The organism is Pseudomonas imperatae, assembly GCF_057128625.1.
Genome location: NZ_JBSKHP010000045.1, coordinates 1 through 25,376 on the forward strand (window position 1 = coordinate 1; position 25,376 = coordinate 25,376).

21 protein-coding genes and 3 tRNA genes are annotated in these 25,376 nt (G+C 65.1%); 10 read left to right on the plus strand and 14 right to left on the minus strand.

Annotation, left to right across the window (positions count from 1 at the left end; all coding sequences use genetic code 11):
* Nucleotides 1-188 precede the first annotated feature (188 nt).
* The 7 genes from ACWKWX_RS31645 to csrA all read left to right on the plus strand — a co-directional run bounded on the left by ACWKWX_RS31645 (nt 189) and on the right by csrA (nt 8,981).
* Complete coding sequence (locus ACWKWX_RS31645; protein WP_483829837.1) at nt 189-413, plus strand: putative 2OG-Fe(II) oxygenase; 225 nt, start codon at nt 189-191, stop codon at nt 411-413.
* Between the two features lie 114 nt (nt 414-527).
* The gene (locus ACWKWX_RS31650; protein ID WP_483829838.1) at nt 528-1,733 is read left to right on the plus strand and encodes a hypothetical protein; all 1,206 of its coding nucleotides are present in this window, start codon (nt 528-530) and stop codon (nt 1,731-1,733) included.
* A 110-nt stretch (nt 1,734-1,843) separates the two neighbouring features.
* Nucleotides 1,844-3,043: a hypothetical protein gene (locus ACWKWX_RS31655; RefSeq protein ID WP_483829839.1), complete on the plus strand. Its 1,200-nt coding sequence runs from the start codon at nt 1,844-1,846 to the stop codon at nt 3,041-3,043.
* Between the two features lie 68 nt (nt 3,044-3,111).
* Entirely contained in the window at nt 3,112-5,634 is a 2,523-nt protein-coding gene (locus ACWKWX_RS31660; RefSeq protein WP_483829840.1) for an excinuclease ABC subunit UvrA, read from the plus strand.
* A gap of 271 nt (nt 5,635-5,905) precedes the next feature.
* The gene (locus tag ACWKWX_RS31665) at nt 5,906-6,706 is read left to right on the plus strand and encodes a glucose 1-dehydrogenase (RefSeq protein ID WP_416423363.1); all 801 of its coding nucleotides are present in this window, start codon (nt 5,906-5,908) and stop codon (nt 6,704-6,706) included.
* On the plus strand, nt 6,699-8,510 hold the full coding sequence (locus tag ACWKWX_RS31670) for a glycoside hydrolase family 15 protein (protein ID WP_483829841.1): 1,812 nt from the start codon (nt 6,699-6,701) through the stop codon (nt 8,508-8,510). Before ACWKWX_RS31665 ends, ACWKWX_RS31670 begins: the two co-directional genes overlap by 8 nt.
* A gap of 273 nt (nt 8,511-8,783) precedes the next feature.
* A complete protein-coding gene (gene csrA, locus ACWKWX_RS31675; protein ID WP_027979421.1) occupies nt 8,784-8,981 on the plus strand; it encodes a carbon storage regulator CsrA in 198 nt (65 codons plus the stop codon).
* Between the two features lie 90 nt (nt 8,982-9,071).
* On the opposite strand, the gene ACWKWX_RS31680 is transcribed toward csrA, so the two are convergent.
* From ACWKWX_RS31680 to ACWKWX_RS31735, 12 genes are all read right to left on the minus strand, one after another.
* The gene (locus ACWKWX_RS31680; RefSeq protein WP_416423361.1) at nt 9,072-11,483 is read right to left on the minus strand and encodes a response regulator; all 2,412 of its coding nucleotides are present in this window, start codon (nt 11,481-11,483) and stop codon (nt 9,072-9,074) included.
* Nucleotides 11,484-11,523: 40 nt separating this feature from the next.
* Nucleotides 11,524-11,982 (minus strand): response regulator, encoded by a 459-nt coding sequence (locus ACWKWX_RS31685; RefSeq protein ID WP_416423360.1) that lies wholly within the window; start codon nt 11,980-11,982, stop codon nt 11,524-11,526.
* Nucleotides 11,983-12,003: 21 nt separating this feature from the next.
* Complete coding sequence (locus tag ACWKWX_RS31690; protein ID WP_416423359.1) at nt 12,004-14,262, minus strand: ATP-binding protein; 2,259 nt, start codon at nt 14,260-14,262, stop codon at nt 12,004-12,006.
* Nucleotides 14,263-14,955: 693 nt separating this feature from the next.
* The gene (locus ACWKWX_RS31695) at nt 14,956-15,696 is read right to left on the minus strand and encodes a hypothetical protein (protein WP_416423358.1); all 741 of its coding nucleotides are present in this window, start codon (nt 15,694-15,696) and stop codon (nt 14,956-14,958) included.
* A gap of 168 nt (nt 15,697-15,864) precedes the next feature.
* Nucleotides 15,865-17,229: an ArnT family glycosyltransferase gene (locus tag ACWKWX_RS31700; protein WP_483829842.1), complete on the minus strand. Its 1,365-nt coding sequence runs from the start codon at nt 17,227-17,229 to the stop codon at nt 15,865-15,867.
* A 149-nt stretch (nt 17,230-17,378) separates the two neighbouring features.
* Nucleotides 17,379-17,465, minus strand: a tRNA-Leu gene (locus ACWKWX_RS31705).
* 229 nt (nt 17,466-17,694) lie between these two features.
* Nucleotides 17,695-17,768 (minus strand) — tRNA-Cys (locus ACWKWX_RS31710).
* A gap of 43 nt (nt 17,769-17,811) precedes the next feature.
* Nucleotides 17,812-17,887, minus strand: a tRNA-Gly gene (locus ACWKWX_RS31715).
* A 66-nt stretch (nt 17,888-17,953) separates the two neighbouring features.
* Nucleotides 17,954-18,514: a CDP-diacylglycerol--glycerol-3-phosphate 3-phosphatidyltransferase gene (gene pgsA, locus ACWKWX_RS31720; RefSeq protein WP_416423354.1), complete on the minus strand. Its 561-nt coding sequence runs from the start codon at nt 18,512-18,514 to the stop codon at nt 17,954-17,956.
* A gap of 33 nt (nt 18,515-18,547) precedes the next feature.
* The gene (uvrC, locus tag ACWKWX_RS31725; RefSeq protein WP_416423353.1) at nt 18,548-20,371 is read right to left on the minus strand and encodes an excinuclease ABC subunit UvrC; all 1,824 of its coding nucleotides are present in this window, start codon (nt 20,369-20,371) and stop codon (nt 18,548-18,550) included.
* A 2-nt stretch (nt 20,372-20,373) separates the two neighbouring features.
* A complete protein-coding gene (gene gacA, locus ACWKWX_RS31730) occupies nt 20,374-21,018 on the minus strand; it encodes a response regulator transcription factor GacA (protein WP_416423352.1) in 645 nt (214 codons plus the stop codon).
* A 117-nt stretch (nt 21,019-21,135) separates the two neighbouring features.
* Nucleotides 21,136-21,504: a helix-turn-helix domain-containing protein gene (locus ACWKWX_RS31735; RefSeq protein ID WP_416423351.1), complete on the minus strand. Its 369-nt coding sequence runs from the start codon at nt 21,502-21,504 to the stop codon at nt 21,136-21,138.
* Between the two features lie 81 nt (nt 21,505-21,585).
* On the opposite strand from ACWKWX_RS31735, the gene ACWKWX_RS31740 reads away from it, so the two are divergent.
* A complete protein-coding gene (locus ACWKWX_RS31740; protein WP_416423350.1) occupies nt 21,586-21,798 on the plus strand; it encodes a DNA-binding protein in 213 nt (70 codons plus the stop codon).
* 13 nt (nt 21,799-21,811) lie between these two features.
* Here the strand turns inward: ACWKWX_RS31740 and ACWKWX_RS31745 are convergent, their stop codons facing one another.
* Together ACWKWX_RS31745 and ACWKWX_RS31750 are read right to left on the minus strand one after the other, a co-directional pair.
* Nucleotides 21,812-22,246, minus strand: coding sequence for a GNAT family N-acetyltransferase (locus ACWKWX_RS31745; protein WP_416423349.1), 435 nt, complete (start codon nt 22,244-22,246; stop codon nt 21,812-21,814).
* 11 nt (nt 22,247-22,257) lie between these two features.
* Entirely contained in the window at nt 22,258-23,010 is a 753-nt protein-coding gene (locus tag ACWKWX_RS31750) for a carbon-nitrogen hydrolase family protein (protein WP_483829843.1), read from the minus strand.
* Between the two features lie 725 nt (nt 23,011-23,735).
* Between ACWKWX_RS31750 and ACWKWX_RS31755 the strand changes: the two genes are divergently transcribed.
* The gene (locus tag ACWKWX_RS31755; RefSeq protein ID WP_416423347.1) at nt 23,736-24,824 is read left to right on the plus strand and encodes a 3-deoxy-7-phosphoheptulonate synthase; all 1,089 of its coding nucleotides are present in this window, start codon (nt 23,736-23,738) and stop codon (nt 24,822-24,824) included.
* 268 nt (nt 24,825-25,092) lie between these two features.
* On the plus strand, nt 25,093-25,376 hold a 284-nt coding region (locus ACWKWX_RS31760), incomplete at its 3' end, for an IS110 family transposase (protein ID WP_483829844.1).

The following is a 25,376-nucleotide window of genomic DNA, read 5'->3' on the forward strand; positions in this document are numbered from 1 at the left end:
GGCAGCCCGTTGAGCGACGCCTCCAGTCGGCCCGGGCGCTTTACGGGGCATACAATCAAGATCAAGAGCCAGATCAACAGCAGGTCACAGGCCAGGTCACAAGCCAGGTCACAGGCCAGGTCACAGGCCAGGTCACAGGCTGGATACAGCCTGGATCACAGCCTCGCCGCCTACCCGCTGGCGCGGGGTTGGGCGGCGAACTGGAGTTCGTCGACCCGCGCGGCATCACGCCCATGCTGCTCGACCCGGCGCTGCGCATGCGCATCGAAGGCTGCCTGGGCGCCGGCGCGGGCCACGCCCACACGCCGCAAAGCGGCACGCTGCTGATGTTTCCTTCCTGGCTGTTGCACTCGGTGCGGCGCTACGAGGGCGACCGCCCGCGGATCTCCGTGGCGTTCAACTTCTCCATCTGAGAGCCGCCCGGCCACTTCGCGCCGGGAGGTTTCTTTAGGAAAAGTCCTACAGAATAGGCCGTCTTTACCCACAACAATGGCTGTTTCTTGAAAGCACATTGGAAGGGACGCCACATGAACAGGGCTCATCTGCAACTTGCCTCGCTAGGCCTGACGCTGCTCACCACGCCAGGCTGGGCCAGCGAGCTGGACATCACCGCCGAATTCATCCCACGCGTCAGCTCGCCCGGCAACGTCAAGTTCGTCAACACCACGCCGGTATCGGGCTACTGCGCGAATAACAACCCAAGTTGCCGCCCCGGGGACTTCACCATCCTGTTTCCCCTGACCATCCAACGCGAATGGATAACCCCCGGCGCCATCGAGGGTCACAACTACCAGCGCGTAGACGGCGAATGGAAAACCGTGTGGGTCACAGGGGACAATGGCGCCGCACCAGCACCGGTGCGCTTTCGCCTGAACCTGCTTGGCCGGCGCTACAACCGCGGCACCCTGATGCCCGGCGGCGAAGTGGGCAGCATTGGCATCATCGCCAACCGCGCCGGAGTGTCGGGAGCAAGCACAGGCGGTTGTCAGGGCCGGGTGGGAGCCGGCGCCGATGCCCTGTACTCATTTGCCTGGAGCGTGCCCGAAGGGGTCGTCACCTGCACCCGGCCACCCGCGGCCGGCGTGATGGGCCCTTATGCTGGCAACCTCAACCAGATTTCCGTGGGCTATGAACTGGAGGCCCCAAACCCCTTTGCACTGGGCAACGGCACCTACCGCGGCAGCCTGCGCTACAGCCTGGGCCCAGGCATGCAGATTGACCTGGGCAGCGGCCAGTACGACGAAGACCAGATCAATTTCAATTTCGAACTCAAGGTGCAGCACGAACTGCGCGTGGATTTCCCCGATGGCAGCGACCATGCCGTGCTTGAACCCGACGGTGGCTGGCAGCAGGGCGGCCGGCCACCTGCGCGGTTGCGGCGCACTCACCCATTCCTGATCTGGGCCTCGGCCCCGATGAAAATGTACCTCAAGTGCGAAGCCCCCCTGGGCGACCAATGCAGTATTCGCGAGCCGGTCAGCGGCCACCAGGTACCCATCGTGGTAGCGGTAACGCTACCCAGCGAGGTGCGGCACAACGGTGCGGTAGTCCGTGAGCGGCCCTTGCCGCTGGGCGAGGCCAGGGCCTTGCAGTTTCAGAACGTGGCCGTTGCAGCGGGTCGCCAGGCGCGCCTGCACTACTCGGTGGAGCAACCCTATGTGGCGGCGATGATGCAGTACACGGGGCGCCAGTACCAGGGCGAGGTAACGGTGGTGTTTGACGCCCAGTTGTGAGCCGGCAGCTCGTGGGCGCATTTTGGGAAACGCCCTACAGACAACCCTCCTGTTCAAACGGCAAGCTCTTCCCTCTGAACAGGAACGGAGCAGTTGCCATGTGCCCTGGGTTGCATATTCGAGTCGCGTTGCTGGCGCTGGCCAGCCTGCCTGTGCAGGCGGGTGAAATGACCATCAGCGCAGAATTCATTCCACGTGTAAGCTCATCCAACGCCGTGAAATTCGTGAACACCACGCCGCAATCCGGCTATTGCCTCAAACACGCGAACCACTGCCGGCCTGGTGACTTCACCCTCACCTTCCCCTTGACCATCGAGCGCGAATGGGTAGTGCCTGGGCCCATTGAAAGCCATAACTACCAACGCGTGGACGGGGGCTGGAAAACCGTCGACGTCAGCCATGACCGCAGCGCTAACACTGTCCCGCTGCGGTTCCGCCTCAACCTGCTGGCGCGCCGCTACGTGCGCGGCCCCCTGACCCCTGGCGGCACGACCGGCGGCATTTCGGGCGTGGCCAACCGTGCAGGCGCCTATGGTGCCAGCAGCGGCATCTGCAAAGGTCGCACCGGCAACGGCACGGCGCACATCTATGATTTCGCCTGGACGGTTCCCCTCGGTTGGAACACCTGCAGCCGGCCGCCCACGGGCGACAAACTGGGCCCCTACGTGGGTGCGGTGGATGAAGTCTCGATTGGCTACGAGCTGGAAAACCCCAACCCCTTTGCCTTGAACAACGGCACCTACCGCGGCAGCGTCAGCTACACCCTGGGGCCAGGACGGCAGATTGACCTGGGCAGCGGCCGCTACGACAACTCGCAGGTCACCTTCAATTTCGTCCTGACCGTGCAACATGAGCTGCGCGTGGATTTCCCGGCCAACTCCCATCGCGCGGTGCTCGAGCCCGAGGGTGGCTGGGGCCGCTGGGCTGGCGCTCGCAACCCGCCGCCGCGCCTGGAACGGGTACACCCGTTCCTGATATCGGCGTCGGCGCCCATGAAGATGTACCTCAAATGCGACACCCTCCTGAGCAACCAGTGCAGTATCCGCGAGCCAGTCAGTGGCCACCGGGTACCCTTGAAAGTGGCAGTATCCCTGCCCACGGAAATTCGCCACAAGGGCAACCCTGTCCACGCATTGCCGCTGCGGTTGGGGGAAGCCCAGGCCCTGGCCTTCCAGAGCGTGGGCATCAGCACCGGACGGCCTGGGCGGCTGCATTACTCAGTGGAGGCGCCGCACGTGGCAACCATGATGAAGCGCCCCGGCCGGCAATACAGCGGCAACGTCACCATCGTCTTCGACGCGCAGCTATAATTGCGGCGCACTTTGCCAACTGCCGACGGTCGGTTATAAGACGTGATCGCCATTGCAGGTGCAGCCCCATGAAACCGATCGGCCAGTCCGGCTACGTGCGCGTGCGCGGTGCCCGCGAGCACAACCTCAAGAACGTCGATGTGGACATTCCCCGGGATGCATTGGTGGTATTCACCGGGGTGTCGGGCTCGGGCAAATCGTCCCTGGCCTTCGGCACGTTGTACGCCGAGGCGCAGCGGCGCTACTTCGAATCCGTGGCGCCCTATGCGCGGCGGCTGATCGACCAGGTCGGGGTGCCGGACGTCGACGCCATCGACGGCCTGCCACCTGCCGTGGCCCTGCAACAGCAACGGGGCACGCCCAGCACGCGCTCCTCGGTAGGCAGCGTGACCACCCTGGGCAGCCTGGTGCGCATGCTGTACTCACGTGCCGGGCACTACCCGGCGGGCATGGGCATTCTCTATGCCGAGGACTTCTCGCCCAACACGCCCCAGGGCGCCTGCCCCGAGTGCCATGGCCTGGGCCGGGTGTACGAGGTAAACGAGCAGACCATGGTGCCCGACGACTCGCTGACCATTCGCGAGCGCGCCGTGGCCGCCTGGCCCACCGCCTGGCAGGGCCAGAACCTGCGCGACATTCTGGTGACCCTGGGCTATGACGTGGACATCCCCTGGCGCGACCTGCCCCGCGAGCAACGCGACTGGATCCTGTACACCGAGGAACAACCCACGGTGCCGGTGTACGCCGGCTTCACCCCGGCCGAGACCCGCCAGGCGCTCAAGCGCAAGCTGGAGCCCAGCTACCAAGGCACCTTCACCGGGGCCCGGCGCTACGTGCTGCACACTTTTACTCACTCGCAGAGCGCGCTGATGAAAAAGCGCGTCAGCCAGTTCATGCGCGGCGCCCTCTGCCCGCTGTGCCAGGGCAAGCGCCTGAAGCAGGCGGCGCTTCAGGTGACCTTCGCCGGGCTGGACATCGGCGAGCTGTCGCAGATGCCGCTGGCGCGCCTGGCCGAGGTACTGAAGCCCCTGGCGGCCCATGGCCCCAGCGCCAGCGCCGGGCTGTCGGTGGAAAAGCAGCTGGCCGCGCAGCGCCTGGCCCATGACCTGCTGCAGCGCCTGCACACCCTCACCGACCTGGGCCTGGGCTACCTGGCGCTGGAGCGCAGCACGCCGACGCTGTCGTCCGGCGAGCTGCAGCGCCTGCGCCTGGCCACTCAGCTCAATTCCCAGCTGTTCGGGGTGATCTACGTGCTCGACGAGCCCTCGGCCGGCCTGCACCCGGCCGATGGCGAGGCGTTGTTCACGGCGTTGCAGGGTTTGAAGGCCGCCGGTAATTCGCTGTTCGTGGTGGAGCACGACCTGGAGACCATGCGCCGCGCCGACTGGCTGGTGGACGTCGGCCCTGCCGCTGGCGAGCACGGCGGCACCGTGTTGTTCAGCGGGCCGCCCCATGGCCTGAGTGATATCGAAGAATCGCAGACGCGCCTGCACCTGTATGGCGGCGCGGTGCCGGTGCCCTTCCCCCGACGCCCGGTGCGCGACTGGCTGAAGCTGGCCGACGTCACCCGCAACAACCTGCACCGACTGGCGGTGGCGTTCCCGCTGCACGCCTTCACGGCCGTCACCGGCGTGTCCGGTTCGGGCAAGTCCAGCCTGGTCAGCCAGGTGCTGCTGGAGCTGGTGGCCACCGCCCTGGGCCACGCCCTGCCCGATGAAGAAGAAGGCCAGGACAACCCGCTGGAAGACGCGGCGCCGGTCACCGAGTCAGGGCATATCGTCGACGGCATGGCCGCCATCCAGCGGCTGGTGAAGGTCGACCAGAAACCCATCGGCCGCACCCCCCGTTCAAACCTTGCCACCTACACCGGCCTGTTCGACCAGGTGCGCAAGCTGTTCGCCGCCACGCCCCAGGCCCGCGAGCGTGGCTTCGACGCCGGGCAGTTCTCCTTCAACGTCGCCAAGGGGCGCTGCCCGCAGTGCGAGGGCGAAGGCTTCGTCAGCGTCGAGCTGCTGTTCATGCCCAGCGTCTACGCGCCCTGCCCCACCTGCCACGGCGCCCGCTACAGCCCGCAGACGCTGGAGGTGCAATGCCTGGGCCTGAACATCGCCCAGGTGCTGCAGCTCACCGTGGACCAGGCCTGCGCGGTGTTCACCGGGCAGCCGGCCATCAGCCGTGCGCTGACGGTGCTGCGCGACATCGGCCTGGGCTATTTGCGCCTGGGCCAGCCGGCCACCGAGCTGTCGGGCGGCGAGGCCCAGCGCATCAAGCTGGCCACCGAACTGCAACGTGGCCAGCGCGGCGCCACCCTGTACGTGCTGGACGAACCCACCACCGGCCTGCACCCCTGCGACGTCGACCGCCTGCTGGCGCAGCTCAACGGCCTGGTGGACGCCGGCAACACGGTGATCGTGGTGGAGCACGACATGCGCGTGGTGGCCCAGAGTGACTGGGTGATCGACATGGGGCCGGGGGCTGGCGACAAGGGCGGCACGGTGGTGGCCAACGGGCGCCCGGAGACGGTGGCGAGCGCGAAGGCCAGCAAGACCGCCCCCTACCTTGCCGCAACGCTTGCAAACACCCCCCCGTAGCAGCTGCCGCAGGCTGCGTCAGGCTGCGACGCCGTCTGCCTGGGGATGCGCGCGGCGTTCGGACGCGGCCAGCGGCCGCTGCTACAGAATCGTGCAACGCTTACCCGCGTAGCAGCTGCCGCAGGCTGCGTCAGGCTACGACGCGGTCCGCCTGGGGGTGCGCGGAATGTTTGGACGCGGCCTGTGGCCGCTGCTACAGGGCAGGGATTTGCGCTGAACTCCTGGCGCCGCGCGCCAGTCGACTGTGCACGCCCATTGCCCGGAGAACGGCATGCACATTTCCCTGCAACATCAGGTCGCGCTGGTGACCGGCGCCAGCTCTGGGCTGGGCGCCGGCGCCGCGCTGGCCCTGGCCGAGGCCGGCGCCGCGGTGGTAATCAATTACAACCGCCACGGCGAGCCCGCCGAACAGCTGGCCGAGCGCATACGCCAGCAGGGCGGCAAGGCCATCGCCGTGCAGGCCGACGTGTCAAAAGAGGACCAGGTGCAGGCCCTGTTCGCCCGCACCGTGGAGACCTTCGGCGCGCTGGACATCCTGCTGGCCAACTCCGGCCTGCAACGCGACGCCGCCACCGTCGACATGACCCTGGCCGACTGGAACCAGGTGCTGGAGGTGAATGTCACCGGCCAGTTCCTCTGTGCCCGCGAGGCCCTGCGCCAGTTCACCCGCCAGGGCCCGCGGCATTGGGTGTCGCGGGCGCTGGGCAAGATCATCCACATGAGCTCGGTGCACCAGCTGATTCCCTGGGCCGGCCACGCCAACTACGCCGCCTCCAAGGGCGCGGTCGACCTGCTGATGCGCAGCATCGCCCAGGAAGTGGGCGGCCAGCGCATCCGCGTCAACGCCATCGCCCCGGGCGCGGTGCGCACGGCCATCAACCAGGACACCACGGCGGGCGACAACGCCAGGCGCCTGCTGGAACTGATTCCCTATGGCCGCCTGGGTGAGGTCGAGGACGTGGCCAACGCCGTGGTCTGGCTGGCCTCCGATGCCTCGGACTACGTGCACGGCACCACCCTGTTCATCGATGGCGGCATGAGCCTTTACCCAGGATTCAAAGACAATGGCTGAACACAATTCGCAGCGCCCCATCCAGGCCCACGGCATCATCGGCGACATGCGCAGCGCCGCCCTGATCGCCGACACCGGCGCGGTGGACTTCTTCTGCTGGCCGGATTTCGACAGCCCGTCGATTTTCACCGCACTGCTGGACACCCCCGACGCCGGGGTATTCGAACTCGGCCCGGTGCTGCCAGACGCGCGCCGCCAGCAGATCTACCTGCCCGACAGCAACATCCTGCAGACCCGCTGGATCGACCATGACGCGGTGGTGGAGATCACCGACCTGATGCCCATCGGCGAGACCGCCGATGACCTGCCGCGCCTGGTGCGGCGCATCCGCGTGGTCAACGGCAGCGCCCAGGTGCGCATGCGCTGCCGGGTGCGCCACGATTACAGCCGCGCCGCCTCCAGCGCCCGGCAGGACGGCGACAGCGTCTGTTTCACCGCCGACGGCCAGCCGGGCCTGCGCCTGGCGTCCTGCCAGGCACTGAGCGCCACGGGTGACGGTTGGGCGCTGGCCGAGTTCGAACTGGCCGAAGGCGAGTGCGCCGAATTCATCCTGGGCGGCGACGACGACCCGCTGGTGCGCGCCGGCCAGGGCCTGAGCTGCTTCGAACACACCCTGAAGTTCTGGCGCGACTGGCTGCGCCAGTCCCACTACCAGGGCCGCTGGCGCGAGATGGTCCACCGCTCGGCCCTGGCGCTGAAGCTGCTGACCTCACGCAAGCACGGCGGCATCATCGCCGCCCCCACCTTCGGCCTGCCCGAGCAGGCCGGCGGCGCGCGCAACTGGGATTACCGCTACACCTGGATCCGCGATGCCTCGTTCACCGTCTACGCGTTCATGCGCCTGGGCTTCAGCGAAGAGGCCAACGACTACGTGCGCTGGGTGCGCGCGCGGGTCAGCGACTGCTGCCAGGAGAAGGTCGACCTGCGCCTGATGTACGCCCTGGACGGCCGCCAGCAGCTGCCGGAGAGTGAATTGCCGCAGCTGGCCGGCCACGGCGGCGCGCGCCCGGTGCGCATCGGCAACGACGCCTACACCCAGACCCAGCTGGACATCTACGGCGAGCTGCTGGACGCGGTGTACCTGGCGAACAAATACGGCGAGGCCATCTCCCACGAAGGCTGGACCAATGTCTGCACCCTGGTGGACAAGGTGTGCGAGCGCTGGCAAAGCAAGGACGTGGGCATCTGGGAGATGCGCGACAACCCGCAGCACTTCCTGCACTCGCGGCTGATGTGCTGGGTGGCCCTGGACCGCGCCCTGCGCCTGGCCAACAAGCGTTCATTGCCGGCACCCTTCGCCCGTTGGGACGAGGTGCGCCAGGCCATCCACGCCGACATCTGGAACAACTTCTGGGACGCCGACGCCGGGCACTTCGTGCAGCACCTGGGCAGCCGCGACGTCGACGCCGCCCTGCTGTTGATGCCGCTGGTGCGCTTCGTCGGCGCCAGCGACCCGCGCTGGCTGGCGACGCTGGCGGTGATCGAGCGCGAGTTGGTGCGTGACGGCATGGTCTACCGCTACCGCAGCGGCGACGGCCTGGACGGCGAGGAAGGCGCCTTCACCGCGTGCAGCTTCTGGTACGTGGAGTGCCTGGCGCGGGCCGGCCGGGTGGAGCAGGCGCACCTGGAATTCGAGCAGCTGTTGCGCTACGCCAACCCCCTGGGCCTGTACGCCGAGGAGTTCGACCGCCAGGGCTGCCACCTGGGCAACACGCCCCAGGCGCTGTCGCACCTGGCGCTGATCAGCGCGGCCAGCTTCCTCGACCGCAAGCTGGGGGGCCAGCGCACCCATTGGCAACCGTGACCCCCGTGCACGATCCCGTAGCAGCGGCCGCCAGGCCGCGTCCGGGGCCCTGGGGCATGACGAATTGTGCATGCGCAATGAAGTTTTTCATTCAGGCAGGCGCAAACGCGCGGAAACAGCCATAATGGCATGCATCACATCCTGATACTTATTTGTTTCCAATTCTGAAAAGACCGGATCAAGGCAAGTTCGGGGAATTTAATCCGGTCCTGTGCGTCTCAATCCCGACCCAAACGTCATAAGTGGACTCACTGACCCAGCAAGGAGCAGCACATGCTGATACTCACCCGTAAAGTAGGCGAGACCATCGTCATCAACGACGACATCAAAATTACCATCCTGGGCGTAAAGGGGATGCAGGTCCGCATCGGCATCGACGCGCCGAAGGAAGTCCAGGTTCACCGCGAAGAAATCTACAAACGCATTCAGGCCGGCAGCCCTGCCCCCGAAAAAGAAGACCACAACCACTAAGGTCTCCTGCGTTCCCGCCTTGCCGCCTGGGCCTTAGGCCCAGTCGCACGTCTTCCAAGCACCCACAGCGCTGAAGGTGCCCCTGTTCACTCAGGGCAGCGGCCGCGTGTCCGCAAGGCTGCGCTCGGGCATCAATGCCTGCTCGAGCTTGTCCGCCAGCTCGTCGTCACGGAACGGTTTCTGCACCACCAGCGGGTCCTGCCCCTCGAAGCCGCCCATGTCCGCATAACCGGTGATGAACACCACCGGCAGCCCGGGGAATACTCCCCTCGCCACCTGCGCCAGCTGCGCGCCGTTCATGCCAGGCATGGCGTAGTCGGTCACCAGCACATCCACCTGCTCGCTCAAGACGTCCAGCGCGGCCTGCCCGCTGGCGGCTTCCAGCACCCGGTAGCCCAGGCGCGCCAGCAGCTGCGCGGTCAGCTCGCGCACCTGGTGGTCGTCGTCCACCAGCAGCACCGTGCGGTCGCCGCCGCTGAGCGGGCGCTCGACGCTGGTGGCAACGACGGCCACCGGCCGCTCGACATGGGCGGCCAGGGCCGGCAGGTAGACGTCCACCGTGGTGCCCTGCCCCGGCGCCGTGACAATACCCACGCCGCCGCCCGACTGCTTGGCGAAGCCGAACACCTGGGCCAGGCCCAGGCCCGAGCCCTTGCCGATGTCCTTGGTGGTGAAGAACGGCTCGAAGGCCTTGGCCAGCACTTGGGCGCTCATGCCACTGCCGGTGTCGCCAATCGATAGCACCACGTAGGCTCCCGGCTCGGGGTCCTGGGGGTGCTGCGCCGGGCGCTCGACGATTTCATTACGGGTCGCCAGGCGCAGGGTGCCGCCCCCGGGCATGGCGTCGCGGGCGTTGATGGCCAGGTTGAGGATGATCATCTCGGTCTGGGTCGGGTCGACCAGGGCGCTCCACAGGCCGTCATCGGTGTGGGTCTGGATCCAGATGCTGCCGCCCAGGGTGCGCTGCAGCAGCTCGAACATGCCGAACACGGTGTCGTTGAGGTTGACCGGAATCGGTTCCAGCCGTTGCCGACGCGAGAACGCCAGCAGCTGGGCGGTAAGCTTGGCGCCACGCTCGCCCGCCTCGCGAATGTTGTGCAGGCGGCTTTGCACCTTCTCGTGCACCCCGCGTTCCAGGTCGCGGGACAGGAAGGTGGCGCTGGTGAGGATCACCGTCAGCAGGTTGTTGAAGTCGTGGGCGACGCCGGCCGTGAGTTGCCCCACCGCCTCCAGCCGCTGCATCTGCTGCAACGTGGCCTCGATGCGCTCGCGCTCCTTGATCTGCTGGCGCAGCTGTTCGTTGGCCGCGGCCAGTTCGTCGAGCACCATGCGTTCGCTGGTGATATCACGCACTGCGGCGTACATCAGCTCTTCGTCGGGCACGATGGTCCAGGACAGCCAGCGGTAGTCGCCGTCGGCGTGGCGCATGCGGTTGACGAAGCGCGTAGAGACATTGCCGCTGGCGATGTTCTCGGTCTCGCGCACCGTGGCGCCGATGTCGTTGGGGTGCACCAGCTCCCACAACTGCATCTGCCCCAGAGTCTGCCGCGACCAGCCCAGGGCGTCTTCCCAGGCCGGGTTGAGGGCGATGGGCGACATGTCGAAGCGCATCACCGCCAGCAGCTCGCGGGACAATTCCCAGGTGCGGTCGCGTTCGCGGGTGCGTTTTTCCACCCGGTCGCCGAGCAGCTCATTGAGGCGCTGCAAGGCTTCGGTGGCTTGTTTCTGCTCGGTGATGTCCTGGATCACGCCGGTGAAGCGCACGCACACCAGGCCCTCGAAGAACGCCCGGCCACTGGTGGACAGCCAGCGCTCGCCGCCATCGGGCAGCAGCGCGCGGTATTCGGCCTGGTAGCCGACGTTGCCCTCGGGCGACATGGCCTGGGCCATCCTGGCCTCCACCAGCGGGCGATCCTCGGGGTGGCAGTGGACGAGAAAATAATCCAGGTCGATGGGCGTGGATTCAGGAATGCCGTACAGCGCCCGGCAGCGCTCGTCCCACAGCAGCAGGCCGGTGACCGGCGACAGGTCCCACACGCCCATCTGCGCGGCATCGATGGCCAGGCGCGCACGCACTTCCACCTGCTGCAGGTTTTCCTCGGCGCGCACGCGCTGGCGACGTTCGTCCACCTCGGCCAGGGCGCGCTTCACGGCCTTGGGCAGCAGGCTCAGGTTCTGCTTGAGCACGTAGTCGATGGCGCCCAGGCGCATCATCTCCACGGCGTTTTCCTCGCCGAACACGCCGGAGAGGAAAATGAACGGGGTTTGCGGGGCAATTTCCCGCGCACGCTGCAGCACCTGGGCCCCGGAGGACCCCGGCAGCAGGAAGTCGCACAGAATCAGGTCAAACACTTTGGTGCGCAGGACCTGCTCGGCACCCTGGTGGTTGAACACCAGTGTCGATTCGATCACCAGGCCGGCTCGCTCCAACGTGAGCAAGCTCAGTTCGGCGTCGCGCGGGCTGTCTTCGATCATCAGCAATTGCAAGGGCTTGGACAGCATACGCAGGTGTCGTTCTCGCTTGATGTAGACCGCTAAAGGTTCAGGTAGGGCGGCGCTGCAAGCGCAACGACCCCGGCGGTGGCTCGTTGAGCACGGCCCAGAATATGCCCAGGTCGGAGATCGCCGCGACGAACTCCTTGAACTCCACAGGCTTGACCACGTAGGCGTTGACCCCCAGTTCATAGGCGCGCAGCAGGTCGGGCTCCTCGCGCGACGAGGTCAGCATCACCGTGGGAATGCTGCGCAGCTCGGGCGTCTCGCGCACCGCCTTCAATACTTCCAGGCCATCGACCTTGGGCAGCTTGAGGTCCAGCAGCAGCACCGCTGGGTTGCCCTCCAGGCGCTCGGCATGGGCGTTGCGGCGAAACAGGTAGTCCAGCGCCTCGGCGCCGTCACGCATGACGATCACTTCGTTGGCCAGCTGGCTGCGCTCCAGCGCCACCAGCGTCAGTTCCAGGTCTCGTGGATTGTCTTCCACCAGCAGGATGGGTTTAAGCATGTGCAGCCTCGGTAAAAAAATTCAGTCTTGGGGGCTGGCCGCGGGCCGGGGCAAGGCGAAGCTGAAGGTCGCCCCTTCGCCCAGGCTGCCCTGGGCCCACACGCGGCCGTCATGGCGTTCGATGATGCGGCGCACGCTGGCCAGGCCGATGCCGGTACCCTCGAACTCTTCCATGCGGTGCAGGCGCTGGAACACGCCGAACAGCTTGTCGACGTACTGCATGTCGAAACCCACACCGTTATCACGAACATAGACCACGATTTCGCCCAATTGCTCCTCGGCGCCGATCTCGATGATGGCCGGGGTGCTGTCGCGGCTGTACTTGATGGCGTTGCTGATCAGGTTGCGCAGCGCCAGGTGCAGGAACGCAGCGTCAGCCACCACCCGCGGCAGGGCCTGGATGCGCCATTGCACCTCGCGTCCTTCGTAGTCAGGGGCCATTTCCAGGCGGATGGCCTCCACCAGCGCGCCCAGGTCGACGTCGGACAGGCGCAGGGCCGCGCGGCCCATCTGCGAGAAGCTCAGCAGGTTGTCCACCAGGCTGCCGGCGAAGCGCGCCGACTCGCCGATGTGGTCGAGGAAGCGCTGGCCGCGCTCGGAAAGCTTCTCGCCCTCGAAGTCGCCCAGCAGCTCGGCGTAGCCGGCGATATGCCGTAGCGGCGCGCGCAGGTCGTGGGACACGCTGTAGGAGAACGCTTCCAGCTCTTTGTTCGAACGCTTGAGCTCGCCGGCCAGCTGCGCCAGCTCCTCGGCCTTGCGCAGCACGATGCCCAGCACCGCGGTGCGCAACTCGGCCACGCCCTCCACCTCCAGCGGGTCCCAGGGGGTGGAGAAGCCTTTCACGGTCTGCTGCCAGCTATCGAAACTGTTGCGCGGGGTCAGCACGCCGCTGGCGCTGACCGCCTTGGCCGGCTGCCCGGCCCAGGTCACGGTGCGCGCCTGCTCGGGCTTGAACCAGATCAGGTAGTGAGAGTGGATTTCCGAAATCGCCACGGCCAGCACGCCACCCACGTGGGCGGCCAGGCCCTGCAGGCTGGAAATGTCGCGGCCCACGTTGTCACTGTGGAACACCGTGCCGCCGCCACGTTCGGCCAGCCACTCGGTCAGCGCCAGCACCAGTTCCTGGGGCGGGGTCTGGCCCACCAGGTCGCAGCTGGACGAGGTGATGATGGCGGCCCCCGTGGCCTGGGCAAAGCCCAGCAGGGTGTCGCTGAGCGCCAGGGCGCCCTCGCGCACGCTGTCGCGGTCGGCCATGGCCGACAGCAGCTGCACGATCTGCTGGCGCACGCCCAGCAGGCGCTGGTTGCGCACGTGCAGCTCCATGGATTCGATCTGCAGCGACAACACGCTGCCCAGCAGCTCGCAGGCCGTACGGCTCTGGAAACGCACCGGGCGCGGCTCGGCGTGGTGGCAGGAAATCAGGCCCCAGAGCTTGCCGCCGACCACGATGGAAATCGACATGGACGCCAGGGTGCCCATGTTGCGCATGTACTGCAGGTGCACCGGCGACACGCTGCGCAAGGCCGCGTGGCTGAGGTCCAGCGGCTTGGCGGTGACCGGATTGAGCTGCGGCAACAGCGCCGCCGGCACGTAGTTGGCGTCCTCGATCACGCGGATGCGGTTGGCGCAATACAGCGCCCGCGCCTGGGGCGGAATGTCCGAGGCGGGGAAACACAGGCCCAGGTAACTGGGGTAACCAGGGTCGGCCTGCTCGGCCAGCACCAGGCCGTTGCCTGCCTCGTCGAAACTGTAGGCCTTGACCCGGCCGAAACCGGTGATGCGCTTGACCTCGGCAACCGCCTGGGCGCACACCTGCTGGATGCTCTGCGAACCCTGCAGTTGGCCAATGAAGGTACGCACCAGCGGATACAGGCTGGCATAGGCGGCCAGCACGTCGCTGGCGGGCTCGAATTCGGCGATCAGCACACCGTCGAAGCGGTGCACCATCAGTGCGATTGGCGGGCCGTCATAGGTGCCCACGGCAAAGCGCACGTCCGCCACGTGCACCGGCTTGTGCTCCTCGCTGGCGCGCTCGGCCAGCAGCCGTACCACCTGGGCGCCGTTGTGCAGCAACGCCGGCAACGCCTGCCCCAGCCACCAGGGGGCGGGCTCGCCCAGCCAGTGCTGGATGTTCTCACTGACCTGCAGCACCACCAGGCTCTGGGGGTCGAGCACCAGCATGAAGCCATGGGGCTGGATGCTGCCCGGCAGGTGGATGCGTTCTTTCGCGCAGTTGTCAGTGGCCTGGGCCAAGGCAGCTGAATTGTCGCCGGATGTCAAAGAAGATCTCCTTATGCGTGCCGATCAATCCGGTACGGAAATGGCACGAATCATGGTCATCCGCTTATAAATCAAACAGACAGTCAGGACTCAGACAGCACAGTAGCAAATTCTATCGCGTTGCCTTGGAAAAAACCTCTACAGACGTTGTACAACCCGCCACCCCGTAGCAGCAACTGTCTTGACATGGCGTCGTCTGCATCGCGACTAAAGTCGGCTCCTACACTATTCGTGGTATGAGCCGGCCTTGGCCGCGATGCAGGCGACGCGGTCCATGGGGTATCCGCATTCGCGTAGCAGCTGCCGAAGGCTACGTCCCGCGGCGGTCCTGCGTTGCTCCAGGACGCGGCCTGCGGCGGATGGCCGCCCCGCCGCTGCTACAGATTCGCCTAGCCACTGTCTTGCCCAGCCAATTACGTCCGCCATGCCGTGCCGTCGCGCAGCATGGCGTTTAGGCGGATCAGCAGTACCCGCACGCCACTTTTGCGCTTTTGCCTTTATCGCGCAGCCCCGCGACCTGATATGGCCTTCCAGCAGCTCGACTATCCTGGGGGGGGGAATGGCGGTTCTGCTGCTACACGTGCTTATCAACACTGCTGCCGAACAACCTGCCATTAACCGCTCTCACCTCAGACTCTATTCCATTGGCGGCGTCAGGGTACGTGACGCAGTCTTCGGCAGCTGCTACGAGGGTCACATCCCTTTCGCCACCAATTCCTTGCCGTAGCTCACCAGCCAGCCGCGCACCTGCGGCGTGGTGCCGGCCTTGTCCGCCAGGTGATGGGTGTTGTTCGACACCCAGGTCAGCCGGGTGTAGCTGTTGCCATTGCCATCGCGCACGCCGTACATCATGCCGCGGTGGCCGCCCAGGTCGACGTTGGCCAGCTCCTTGATGGTGGTTACCGACACGCCCTTGAGCACCATGTCCTGCAGCAGCAGGTCACCGTCCGGGCAATGCAGGTAGCGGCGCAGCCCGTTCAAGCCGGCATCGGTGGCCACGCCCATCTTGTACGACGCCTGCACCTCGCACTGCCGTGTCAGGCTCAGGCGCGGCGCCTCGTACAGCCCCGGCCCGTTGGCGCGCTTGCGCGCCGGGCGCTGGGCCTGCATCTGCGCCAGGCGCGTGGCCATGCTGGCGTTGTCCACGGTTTCCACGTAGCTGCTGGGCTTCCTGCGCTGGCGCAACTTCTCCGCGATCAGCGCCCGCTCCTCGGCACTGGGCCCGCTGCCGGGGCCGCTGCTGGCGCGCAGCAAGTGCGCGCTGGTCATGGCCGACTCGAGGTTGTCCTGGTCCTTCAAGGGAATGTCATAGATCGAGATTTCGCGGTTGCCTTCGGCCACCGTCGGTCGCTCAAGCGGCGCGGCGTGGCCAGACAGCGCTACCACCACCGGGGAAAACAATAGGCCGCAGGCCAGGGCTTTGCTGGGGGTCATGGTTTCAGTCCTTGAAACACGGGGGCTACGCATTGGATCAACACGGCCGTGGAATCGTTTTACTACAAACAGGATAAATGGGGAATGCGGGGTGGGGGGTGATTTGGGTCAAGGGTGGGGAGCGGTTACTCTGGCACCCTCCCCCGCCTTCTCGGCAAAACCGTCAGTTCACCAAAACCAATACGGCAAGAACTTCGGCGTTGGCTCCACCGCCAGCTCCAGCTGGTAGGTACTGGCATTGAACAGGAACGCATCCAGCCACAGGAACGCCACCAACCCGAACGCCAGGGTGATGAACTCCCGGTGCGCATGGCCGGCCAGCTGCCTGGCCAGCAGCGGGCGCGCCAGCGCCAGGAGCAGGCAGCCGCCGATGACGACCGGGTAATTGGGCTGCAGCGGCGTGGCGGCGACCTGGTTGTACGCCACCACCACCAACAACATCGCCAGCCCCACTAGCGGCAGGTTCAGGCAAAAGCGCAACAAGCCGCGCCGCGCCTTGGCGAACTGCCCGTCAGCGTCGACGAAGATGTAGGCGGCCAGCAGGGCAATGGCCGGGGTAATCGAGAGGATGTAGCGCGGCTTCTTCGAGTTGGGGATGGTGAAGAACACCAGCAACGCGAGCAACCAGGCCGCGAGATACAGCAGCAACGCCGTATCCGCTTGGCGCGGTGCGGCCAGGAAGTGCCGGCAGCGCTTGAAGATAACCTGCAAGGCGTAGAACACCGTCACGCCATACGTCAGCAGGCCAGCGCTGAAATAGAAGTAGTAGCGCGGCGCGTGGGTATTGGCCACGCGCCCCAGGCCTTGCATCATCAGCACTTCCATCATGAACGCCCTGCCCCCTTGCACATAGGCCGCCCACGTCAGCAATGCCACGCCGACCATCAGGGTCAGCCCCGCAACCAACAGGAAGTAGCACAGCGTTCGCCATTGCCGGCTCAACGTGTAGTAAGCCGCCACTACAATGGTGGGCCCGATAAGCCCCACCGGCCCGCGGAAGAAAAAGCCCAGCGCCAGCGCTACCCCTATCAGCGGCAGTTGCGCCCGCACCTGCTTAATATCGGCGCGGTACGCCAGGTAAAAACACAGGAGCGTTACCAGCGCCGGGTAAACATCCAGCGCCAGGTAACTTACGCCATCGAGAAACGCCCAGGTAAATAATGAAAACACCACGCCATAGGCGCCCCAGCGCTTGTCGTGCAGCGCCCCCAGCTTGTAGACGAACACCAGCATCAGTGCGCCGGCGATGCACACGGGCAGCCCCATGGACAGGATCGACAAGCGGCCAAACGGCAACGAGGCCAGGTACACCAACAACGTATTGGCAATGGTGTAGTCAGGATACGGCTGCAAGTCATCGGCGATGGGAAACAGCGTCAGGCCGTGATGCAACATGTAGTCGGCGAAGTCGACAAAGCGGGTGGTGTAGTTGAGTACGGCGGGTTTGTATTGCAGCGCCATCAGTACAACGAGGCTGATCAGGAAGATGCTCCTGCCAGGCCGCTGGGCGACCTGCCTGATTAAAACGTCCATGGTGCGGGTATTTCCCCAAAAAATCGGACGATAACATGGGAAAAACAGGCGCACCATGAACGGTGACTGTCTTGTTACAAAGTAAAAACAGAGCGTCAGAAACAACAAAGGCCTGCCAGCACAGTGTGCGGCAAGCCCTTGTATGGAGTTGGTGCCCGAAGCCGGGGTCGAACCGGCACGTCCTTACGAACGGGGGATTTTAAGTCCCATGCGTCTACCAATTTCGCCATTCGGGCGGTAGCGCGGTGTTGCTTGCCGCAAGGGATTATAAGTCCCCTGCGCTGGCTGTGTTTATCTGGGCTAATAACCATCGAAGTCATCAGGCCATACAACAGCGAGCCGTTGAATATATACATCCCCCCCTGATCACGCAACAACCATCAGGGGCTTTCCAAGACAAAATATTACACTGCCCTGGAAATAAAAAAGCTCTGTAGATCAAGGATCTACAGAGCTCGTTTATAATGGAGGCCGAGGTCGGAATCGAACCGGCGTAGACGGATTTGCAATCCGGAGCATAACCACTTTGCTACTCGGCCTCAAATGTGAAGCAACTTTACAACCGCTGCTCCACATGTAAAGTGGAGCGGGAAACGAGACTCGAACTCGCGACCCCGACCTTGGCAAGGTCGTGCTCTACCAACTGAGCTATTCCCGCGTCGTGTTGATGGGCGCCATTCTAACGATTTAAAAATCGCCGTCAACCCTTTGATTCAAAAAAGTTTTATTTATTTTCAGAATGGCTGTTCAGGTGCGGCCACGCAGCGCGCAGGTAGTGCGCCATGGACCACAGCGTCAGCGCCGCCGACACCACTAGCAGGCCGTAGCCCAGCAGCACCCAGAAGGTAATAGCCGGCGGGTTGGCCAGCAGGATCACCAGCGCCAGCATCTGCGCAGCGGTTTTCCACTTGCCCAGGTTGGACACCGCCACGTGGGCGCGCGCGCCAATCTCGGCCATCCATTCGCGCAGCGCCGACACCACGATCTCGCGGCCGATGATCACCGCCGCCGGCAAGGTCAGCCACACGTTGTGGTGGGCCTGCACCAGCAGCACCAGGGCCACCGCCACCATCAGCTTGTCGGCCACAGGATCCAGGAACGCACCAAAGGGTGTGCTCTGCTCCAGGCGACGCGCCAGGTAGCCGTCCAGCCAATCAGTGGCGGCGGCAATGGCGAAGACCGTGCTGGCCGCCGCATAACTCCACTCGTAAGGGAGATAGAACAGCAGGATGAAAAACGGAATGAGCAGGACGCGCAGAACGGTAAGCAGGTTCGGGATATTCATCGGCACAACTGGCGGCTGGGTGAGTGGGGCATTCTACTCGCTGTGCAGATTCGCATAAATCGACTCCGCCAGCTTTTTGCTGATGCCAGGGGCTTTGGCAATTTCTTCGATGCTTGCACGAGACAGCTCCTGCAAGCCACCAAAATGTTTCAACAAATCGCGTCGACGCTTCGGCCCCACGCCCGCCACCCCTTCCAGGGTGGAGGTGCGCCGGGTCTTGCCACGCCGGGCCCGGTGGCCGGTGATAGCAAAACGGTGGGCCTCGTCGCGGATCTGCTGGATCAGGTGCAGCGCCGGCGAATCCCCCTTCAGGGTGAATTCGTGGGCCACGTCGTTCAGGTACAGGGTTTCGAAACCGGCCTTGCGGGTGGTGCCCTTGGCCACGCCCAGCAGGATCAGGTCTGGCACCGCCAGCTCTTCGAGCACCTCGCGGGCCATGTTCAGCTGGCCCTTGCCGCCGTCCACCAGCAGCACGTCGGGCAGCTTGCCCTCGCCTTCCTTGAGCCGGCTGAAGCGCCGGGTCAGGGCCTGGTGCATGGCGGCGTAGTCGTCGCCAGCGGTGACACCTTCAATATTGTAACGGCGGTAGTCCGACTTGATCGGCCCCTCGGGGCCGAACACCACGCACGAGGCCACGGTGGCCTCACCGCTGGAATGGCTGATGTCATAGCACTCCAGGCGCTGCGGCGGCTCGTCGAGGTTGAGCACTTCGGCCAGGGCGTCGAACCGCGCGGCCACGTGCTGGCGGTTGGCCAGGCGCGCACTCAGGGCCTGCTCGGCGTTGGTCACTGCCAGCTGCTGCCAACGCGCGCGAGTGCCACGCACCCGGTGGCTGACGCTGAGCTCGCGGCCGCGCAGGCTGTCGATGGCGGCCACCAGGGCTTCGACGTCCTCGGGCACCACGTTGACGATCAGCTCGCTGGGCAGGTCGCGCTCCGAACTGGTGAGGTAATACTGCGCGAGGAACGCCGACATGACCTCGGCCACCTCCTCCTCGATGCCCACCTGCGGGAAAAAGTTCTTGCTGCCCAGCACGCGCCCGCCGCGCACGCTGATCAGGTGTACGCAGGCGCCGCCCGGGTTGACGAAGGCCGCCACCACGTCGACGTCGCCGCTGCCGCCTTCCATGCTCTGCTGGTCCTGGACCCGGCGCAGCAAGGCGATCTGGTCGCGCAGCAAGGCGGCGTTCTCGAAGTCCAGGGCCATGGCGGCCTTTTCCATGCTCGCCGACAGTTCATTGGTGAGTTGGTGGCTGCGCCCTTCGAGGAACATGATCGAGTGGCGGACGTCCTCGGCGTATTCCTCCGGCTCCACCAGGCCTACGCAGGGCGCCTTGCAGCGCTTGATCTGGTATTGCAGACAGGGCCGGGTACGGTTCTTGTAGTAGCTGTCCTCGCACTGACGCACGAAGAAGGTCTTCTGCAGCAGGCCCAGGCTTTCGCGGATGGCACCCGCGCTGGGGTAAGGCCCGAAATACTTGCCCTTGGCCTTCTTCGCCCCGCGGTGAATGCTCAGGCGCGGGAACTGGCCATCGGACAGGAACACATAAGGGTACGATTTATCGTCGCGCAGCAGGATGTTGTACGGCGGCCGCCATTCCTTGATCAGCGTCTGCTCCAGCAGCAGCGCCTCGGTCTCGTTGGCGGTGATGGTGGTTTCCACCTGGGCGATACGCCCCACCAGCGCGGCGGTCTTGGGCGCCAGGCCAGTCTTGCGGAAATAGCTGGCCAGACGCTTCTTGAGGTTCTTGGCCTTGCCCACGTAGAGCAGGCGCGCCTCGCTGTCGAACATGCGGTACACCCCGGGGCGACCGCTACAGGTGGACAGGAAGGCAGAAGGATCGAAGGGGGTGTCCATGGTCAAAGTGCAGCGTCAACCATACCGTGCCGTACCGCCAACAGCGTCAGCTCCACGTCGCTGGCGATCGACAGTTTCTCGAAGATGCGGTAGCGGTAGGTGTTCACGGTCTTGGGCGACAGGCAGAGCTTGTCGGAGATGATCTGCACTTTCTGGCAGTTGACGATCATCAACGCAATCTGGATCTCGCGCTCGGACAACAGGTCGAACGGCGAGTTGGTGGTTTGCGGCTGGAACGACTTGAGCGCCAGCTGCTGGGCGATCTGTGGGCTGATGTAGCGTTGCCCGGCGAACACCAGGCGAATGGCCTGGATCATTTCATCCAGGCCGGCGCCCTTGGTCAGGTAGCCGGCAGCGCCGGCCTGCAGCAGGCGCGTGGGGAACGGGTCTTCCTCGCACACCGTCACCGCCACCACCTTGATGTCGGGGTAGCTGCGCAACAGCTTGCGCGTGGCTTCCAGACCGCCGATGCCAGGCATCTTGACGTCCATCAGGACCACGTCGGGCTTGAGTTCGCGCGTGAGGCGCAGGGCCTCTTCACCCGACTCGGCCTGGCCGATTACCTGCAGCCCGTCGATGTCCGCCAGCATACGGGTAATGCCCGTACGTACCAGATCATGATCATCGACTACTAGGACCCTAATCAAGCAGACACCTCGTTGTTGTGGTCTTTTACGGAATGTTAGCCACCTTAGCAAAAAATCGGATCCGGAACCTAGCGCAAAGCGTCATCCACATGACGCCATGCGCCTGCCTGGCCGCCTTCATCGAGGCTTGGGCGACCCGCGACGCGGGCGCGCGGTGTAGCTGGCGGCCATTTCCGCCAGGCTGATTGCCATGTGCCGGATGGCGTCCTGCCCCTCCCGTGGGAGAACCCGATAATGCCCCAGAACATGCTCCTCGGCCTGGCTTAGCCGATCAGCGGGGATGGGCGCGCGGTCCCCGGTGAGCACATAGAGCACGTCCACCCCGTGGGTGGCGACGCTGGCAAGGTACGTAGCCTTGGGCGTGCGTTCACCGCTTTCGTATTTTCCCTGGGCGTTGGGCTCGACACCACCGATGTCGCCGAACTCCTTCTGGGTCAGGCCAAGCCTGTCCCGTTCTTCCCTCAAACGCGAACCGATTCCAGTCATTTGAATGTATAATCCCTTATTAATCACCCAATCGGGTGATGTTTATAACCACAATTACACCAAATAAAACGGACTTGAACTATGCACGGTATACGGACTGCCGCACAAGCCAGGGCCTGGCTAGACCAGCAGGGAAAATCGGTACAAGAGTTTGCCAGGGAACATGGCGTGGATCCGGCAACCACCTACCAGGTGCTGTCGGGACGCAAGAAGGGACGCCGCGGGGAATCGCACCGCGTCGCCGTTTTGTTGGGGATGAAGGAAGGGATATTGCCGGACCGGGCGCCAGAGTGACGGGCGCCCCGGATCAGTCGCCGCTCAGGCGCTCCATGCGCCAGAAGCACTGGTCCTCGCCAACCTCGGCAAAGCCTTTGCGCAGGTAAAGGTGCCGCGCCGGATTGGACTGGAACACCATCAGCCGCACCCGCGGCAGGCGCCGCTCGCGGGCCAGTTCCACGATCCGGTCCAGCGCCCACCCGCCAATGCCGCGGTTGCGCGCTTCGGGCAGCAGGTGCAGCTCACGGATGAACAGCGCCTGCCGGTCGATGCTCAGGCTGAAATACCCCTGGGCGACGCCATCGGCCAGGACAATGAAATTGTCGCGCCACAACCACGCCTGGTTGAACGCCTCTTCCTGCCACAGCAGGCTGTAGCGGCCGTAGTACGGCAGCATGGCACGGCGCGTGAGGTCACGCGCGAAGGTCAGGTCGTGCTCGGTGGCCGCACGCAGCGCAAGCTCCATCGTCCCTCCCCTCAAGTGAACTGAACCACGTTGCCCTGCCAACCGTTGGCGGCCAGGCGCGCCAGCAGCAACTGGTCGCCCGCGCCTTGGGCTTCGACGACAAGTGAGCCGGAAGCGTCCCACAGCGCGCTGCGCCCGGCAGCCTGCCAGCCACCGGTGACGCCACCATGGTTGGCCACCAGCACCGCCATGCCATGGGTTTGAGCATAGCCCTGAAGGATGGCGCCATCGACCGCGTAGCCCGATTCGCCGATCAGCACGCTGGCGGCGTACAAGCTGGCGCCGGCCTCGCGTGCCAGGCGTGGATGGCTGGCCTGGCCGAAGTCCGCGCACACCGCCAGGGCAATCTGCTCGCCGCCCAGTTGCAGCGGCGCACCGCCATGGCCGGGGATGAAATACGCCTCCTCACCGCCGTGCAAGTGCTGCTTGGTGTAGACCGCCTGCTGGCCATCGGCACCCAATACCAGCGCGCCCACCTGCACGCCTGTTTGCCCGGTTTCACGCAGGGGCAGGCCGACCACAGTGGTCATCGCCAGTTGGCGTGCGCGGTCGCGCAGGGGTTGCAGCACGGCCGCGTCGGGCGCCAGCGCAAGCTCGGCAGCCAGCGTCGGCTCGTAGCCGGTGAGGGACAGTTCGGGAAACAACAGGAACTGCACGCCGTGGGCGGCGGCCAGGTCCATGAAGCGCAGGTGGTGGGCGATGTTGGCGGCGAGGTCGCCAGCCACGGCGCAGGCTTGGGCGGCGGCAATGCACAGGCGGGTCATGGGTCCTTCCCTTTGGCGAGACGAGAAGGCCTGCATCATGCCGCAACATTTCCCCCAACGCACCTGCAACGGCAACCCCTTATCTCGTAGCCGCTGCCGGAGGCTGCGCTGGCCAGCATGAACCCTGAACATCTCAAGCGAAGCATAGGGCCAGCGCAGCCTACGGCAGCGGCTACGGAGTTGCAGGGCGTCGCGGCAAGGGCAAAATATTGTGCTTGAAACATTTAGCCGCGCTGAAGTAAGCTCGGCGCATTCAAACGGAGACATTTCATGTCGCACCCAGCTCACCTCAAGGCTCAACACACTGCCAGCGCTCGTCGCCCGGTAGCGGTTGCCTGCGCGTGCGCTGCCGTTGTTGCAGATTATTACTATGGGTATTGGTTTAGCCACTGGCGCGCCTGATACCTAGATATCCGGCGGCCAGATCTCAAGGTCGCCCGGTTTGAGAAACTCCAAAACCCCCGGTCGGCCTCCCGACCGGGGGTTTTGTTTTTTTCGCCTTCCACACATTTGATACAGAGGATTACCGCAATGAACTACGCCACCTATTACCGCTACGACTACTGCACTGCCTGGCGATTTACCACCCTCCGTTCGGGCCAGCTTGCCGCCTCCGACCGGTCCTGCCTGGGTGGCCATACACAGACAAACGTCATTAGTCGAACATCGCGATAGGGCTGAGCGAGCGCAGCAGACTGCGCCGCCAGCCCAGGGAAAAATTACACATGAACATCTCCATCAGCGCCCTGCCCCTCGCCACCGCTACCGCCGCCGTCCAGCCCCTGGCCCCCGCCGCCAATGCCCCGGCCTTGCAACGCCTGCCCAGCACCACCGAACTCAAGCAACAACTGCCCCTGAGCCGCGACCTGGCCCACCAGGTAAACGGCCACCGCAACGCGATCCGCGCCATTCTCGAAGGCCGCGACGAACGCATGCTGGTGGTGGTCGGCCCCTGCTCGCTGCACGACCCCGAAGCCGCGCTGGAATACGCCGAGCGCCTGGCCACCCTGGGCAGCGACCTGAAAGGCCAATTGCTGCTGGTGATGCGCGCCTACGTTGAAAAACCGCGCACCACGGTCGGCTGGAAAGGCCTGGCGTACGACCCGCGCATGGACGGCAGCGACGACATGGTCGGCGGCCTGAAGCTGTCCCGCGACCTGATGCGCGAAATGCTGCACATGGGCCTGCCCCTGGCCACCGAGCTGCTGCAGCCCATGGCCGCCGGCTACCTGGACGACCTGCTGAGCTGGGTGGCGATCGGTGCCCGCACCACCGAATCGCAGATCCACCGCGAGATGGCCAGCGGCCTGAAGATGCCCGTGGGCTTCAAGAACGGCACCGATGGCGGCATCGCCATTGCCTGCGACGCCATGCGCAGCGCTGCCCACCCGCACCGCCATTTCGGCGTGTCGGCCGACGGCCACCCGGCCATCATCGAGACCGCCGGCAACCCCGACACCCACCTGGTGCTGCGCGGCGGCCACCGCGGGCCGAACTACGACCAGGACAGCGTCGCTCAGGTGCACAGCGCCCTGGGTAAGGCCGGCATCCCGGCGCGCATCATGGTCGACTGCAGCCACGCCAACAGCAGCAAGAACCCGCTGCGCCAGCCCGAGGTGTTCAACGACGTGCTGCGCCAGCGCCTGGCCGGCGACCGTTCGCTGGTGGCGACCATGCTCGAAAGCCACCTGTTCGAAGGCTGCCAGGCCATTGGCCCGGGCATGCGCTACGGCGTGTCGGTGACCGACGGCTGCCTGGGCTGGGACGACACCGAGGCGCTGCTGCGCAACGCCGCCCGCCAATTGCGCGGCTGAAGCGGACGCAGCCGCCCAAACGCACCGCGGTCCCGCCCGGACGCAGCCTTCGGCAGCTTGTGTCTAGAGAAGGGAATAGAATCTGAGGTGAGAGCGGTGAATGGCAGGTTGTTCGGCAGCAGTGTTGATAAGCACGTGTAGCAGCAGAACCGCCATTCACCTCTCCGCTCTGGCTACAAGCCCGAACAGTTGAACGAGCCGACCTCGAACATCACAAGCATGGGCATCACCAGAGTGCTCTCATCCTTGAGTGTAAGAGGTGTTCCCCATGATTTCCTGGCTCGGTATCGACGTCGCTAAATCCTCCCTCGCAGTTTGGCTTCGCCCCCAAGACATCAGCTTCAATGTCCCCAATAACTCAACAGGTTATGCCCATCTGATCGAAAAGCTGAGCGGTTGCGACGTGCAGAAGGTCCTGCTTGAGGCGACCGGCGGCTACGAACGGGGGGTGATGGCGGCCCTTCGCCTGGCTGGTTTTACCGTCGTGCGCGTAAACCCTCGCCGTGCCCGGGCGTTTGCCGAGGCGATCGGTAAGCAAGCCAAGACAGACCC

Coding starts and splice junctions, on each gene's coding strand:
- ACWKWX_RS31650 (WP_483829838.1), top strand. CDS start 528: ATGAACAGGGCTCATCTGCAACTTGCCTCGCTAGGCCTGACGCTGCTC.
- ACWKWX_RS31660 (WP_483829840.1), top strand. CDS start 3,112: ATGAAACCGATCGGCCAGTCCGGCTACGTGCGCGTGCGCGGTGCCCGC.
- ACWKWX_RS31665 (WP_416423363.1), top strand. CDS start 5,906: ATGCACATTTCCCTGCAACATCAGGTCGCGCTGGTGACCGGCGCCAGC.
- ACWKWX_RS31670 (WP_483829841.1), top strand. CDS start 6,699: ATGGCTGAACACAATTCGCAGCGCCCCATCCAGGCCCACGGCATCATC.
- csrA (WP_027979421.1), top strand. CDS start 8,784: ATGCTGATACTCACCCGTAAAGTAGGCGAGACCATCGTCATCAACGAC.
- ACWKWX_RS31680 (WP_416423361.1), bottom strand. CDS start 11,483: ATGCTGTCCAAGCCCTTGCAATTGCTGATGATCGAAGACAGCCCGCGC.
- ACWKWX_RS31685 (WP_416423360.1), bottom strand. CDS start 11,982: ATGCTTAAACCCATCCTGCTGGTGGAAGACAATCCACGAGACCTGGAA.
- ACWKWX_RS31695 (WP_416423358.1), bottom strand. CDS start 15,696: ATGACCCCCAGCAAAGCCCTGGCCTGCGGCCTATTGTTTTCCCCGGTG.
- ACWKWX_RS31700 (WP_483829842.1), bottom strand. CDS start 17,229: ATGGACGTTTTAATCAGGCAGGTCGCCCAGCGGCCTGGCAGGAGCATC.
- pgsA (WP_416423354.1), bottom strand. CDS start 18,514: ATGAATATCCCGAACCTGCTTACCGTTCTGCGCGTCCTGCTCATTCCG.
- uvrC (WP_416423353.1), bottom strand. CDS start 20,371: ATGGACACCCCCTTCGATCCTTCTGCCTTCCTGTCCACCTGTAGCGGT.
- ACWKWX_RS31735 (WP_416423351.1), bottom strand. CDS start 21,504: ATGACTGGAATCGGTTCGCGTTTGAGGGAAGAACGGGACAGGCTTGGC.
- ACWKWX_RS31740 (WP_416423350.1), top strand. CDS start 21,586: ATGCACGGTATACGGACTGCCGCACAAGCCAGGGCCTGGCTAGACCAG.
- ACWKWX_RS31745 (WP_416423349.1), bottom strand. CDS start 22,246: ATGGAGCTTGCGCTGCGTGCGGCCACCGAGCACGACCTGACCTTCGCG.
- ACWKWX_RS31750 (WP_483829843.1), bottom strand. CDS start 23,010: ATGACCCGCCTGTGCATTGCCGCCGCCCAAGCCTGCGCCGTGGCTGGC.
- ACWKWX_RS31755 (WP_416423347.1), top strand. CDS start 23,736: ATGAACATCTCCATCAGCGCCCTGCCCCTCGCCACCGCTACCGCCGCC.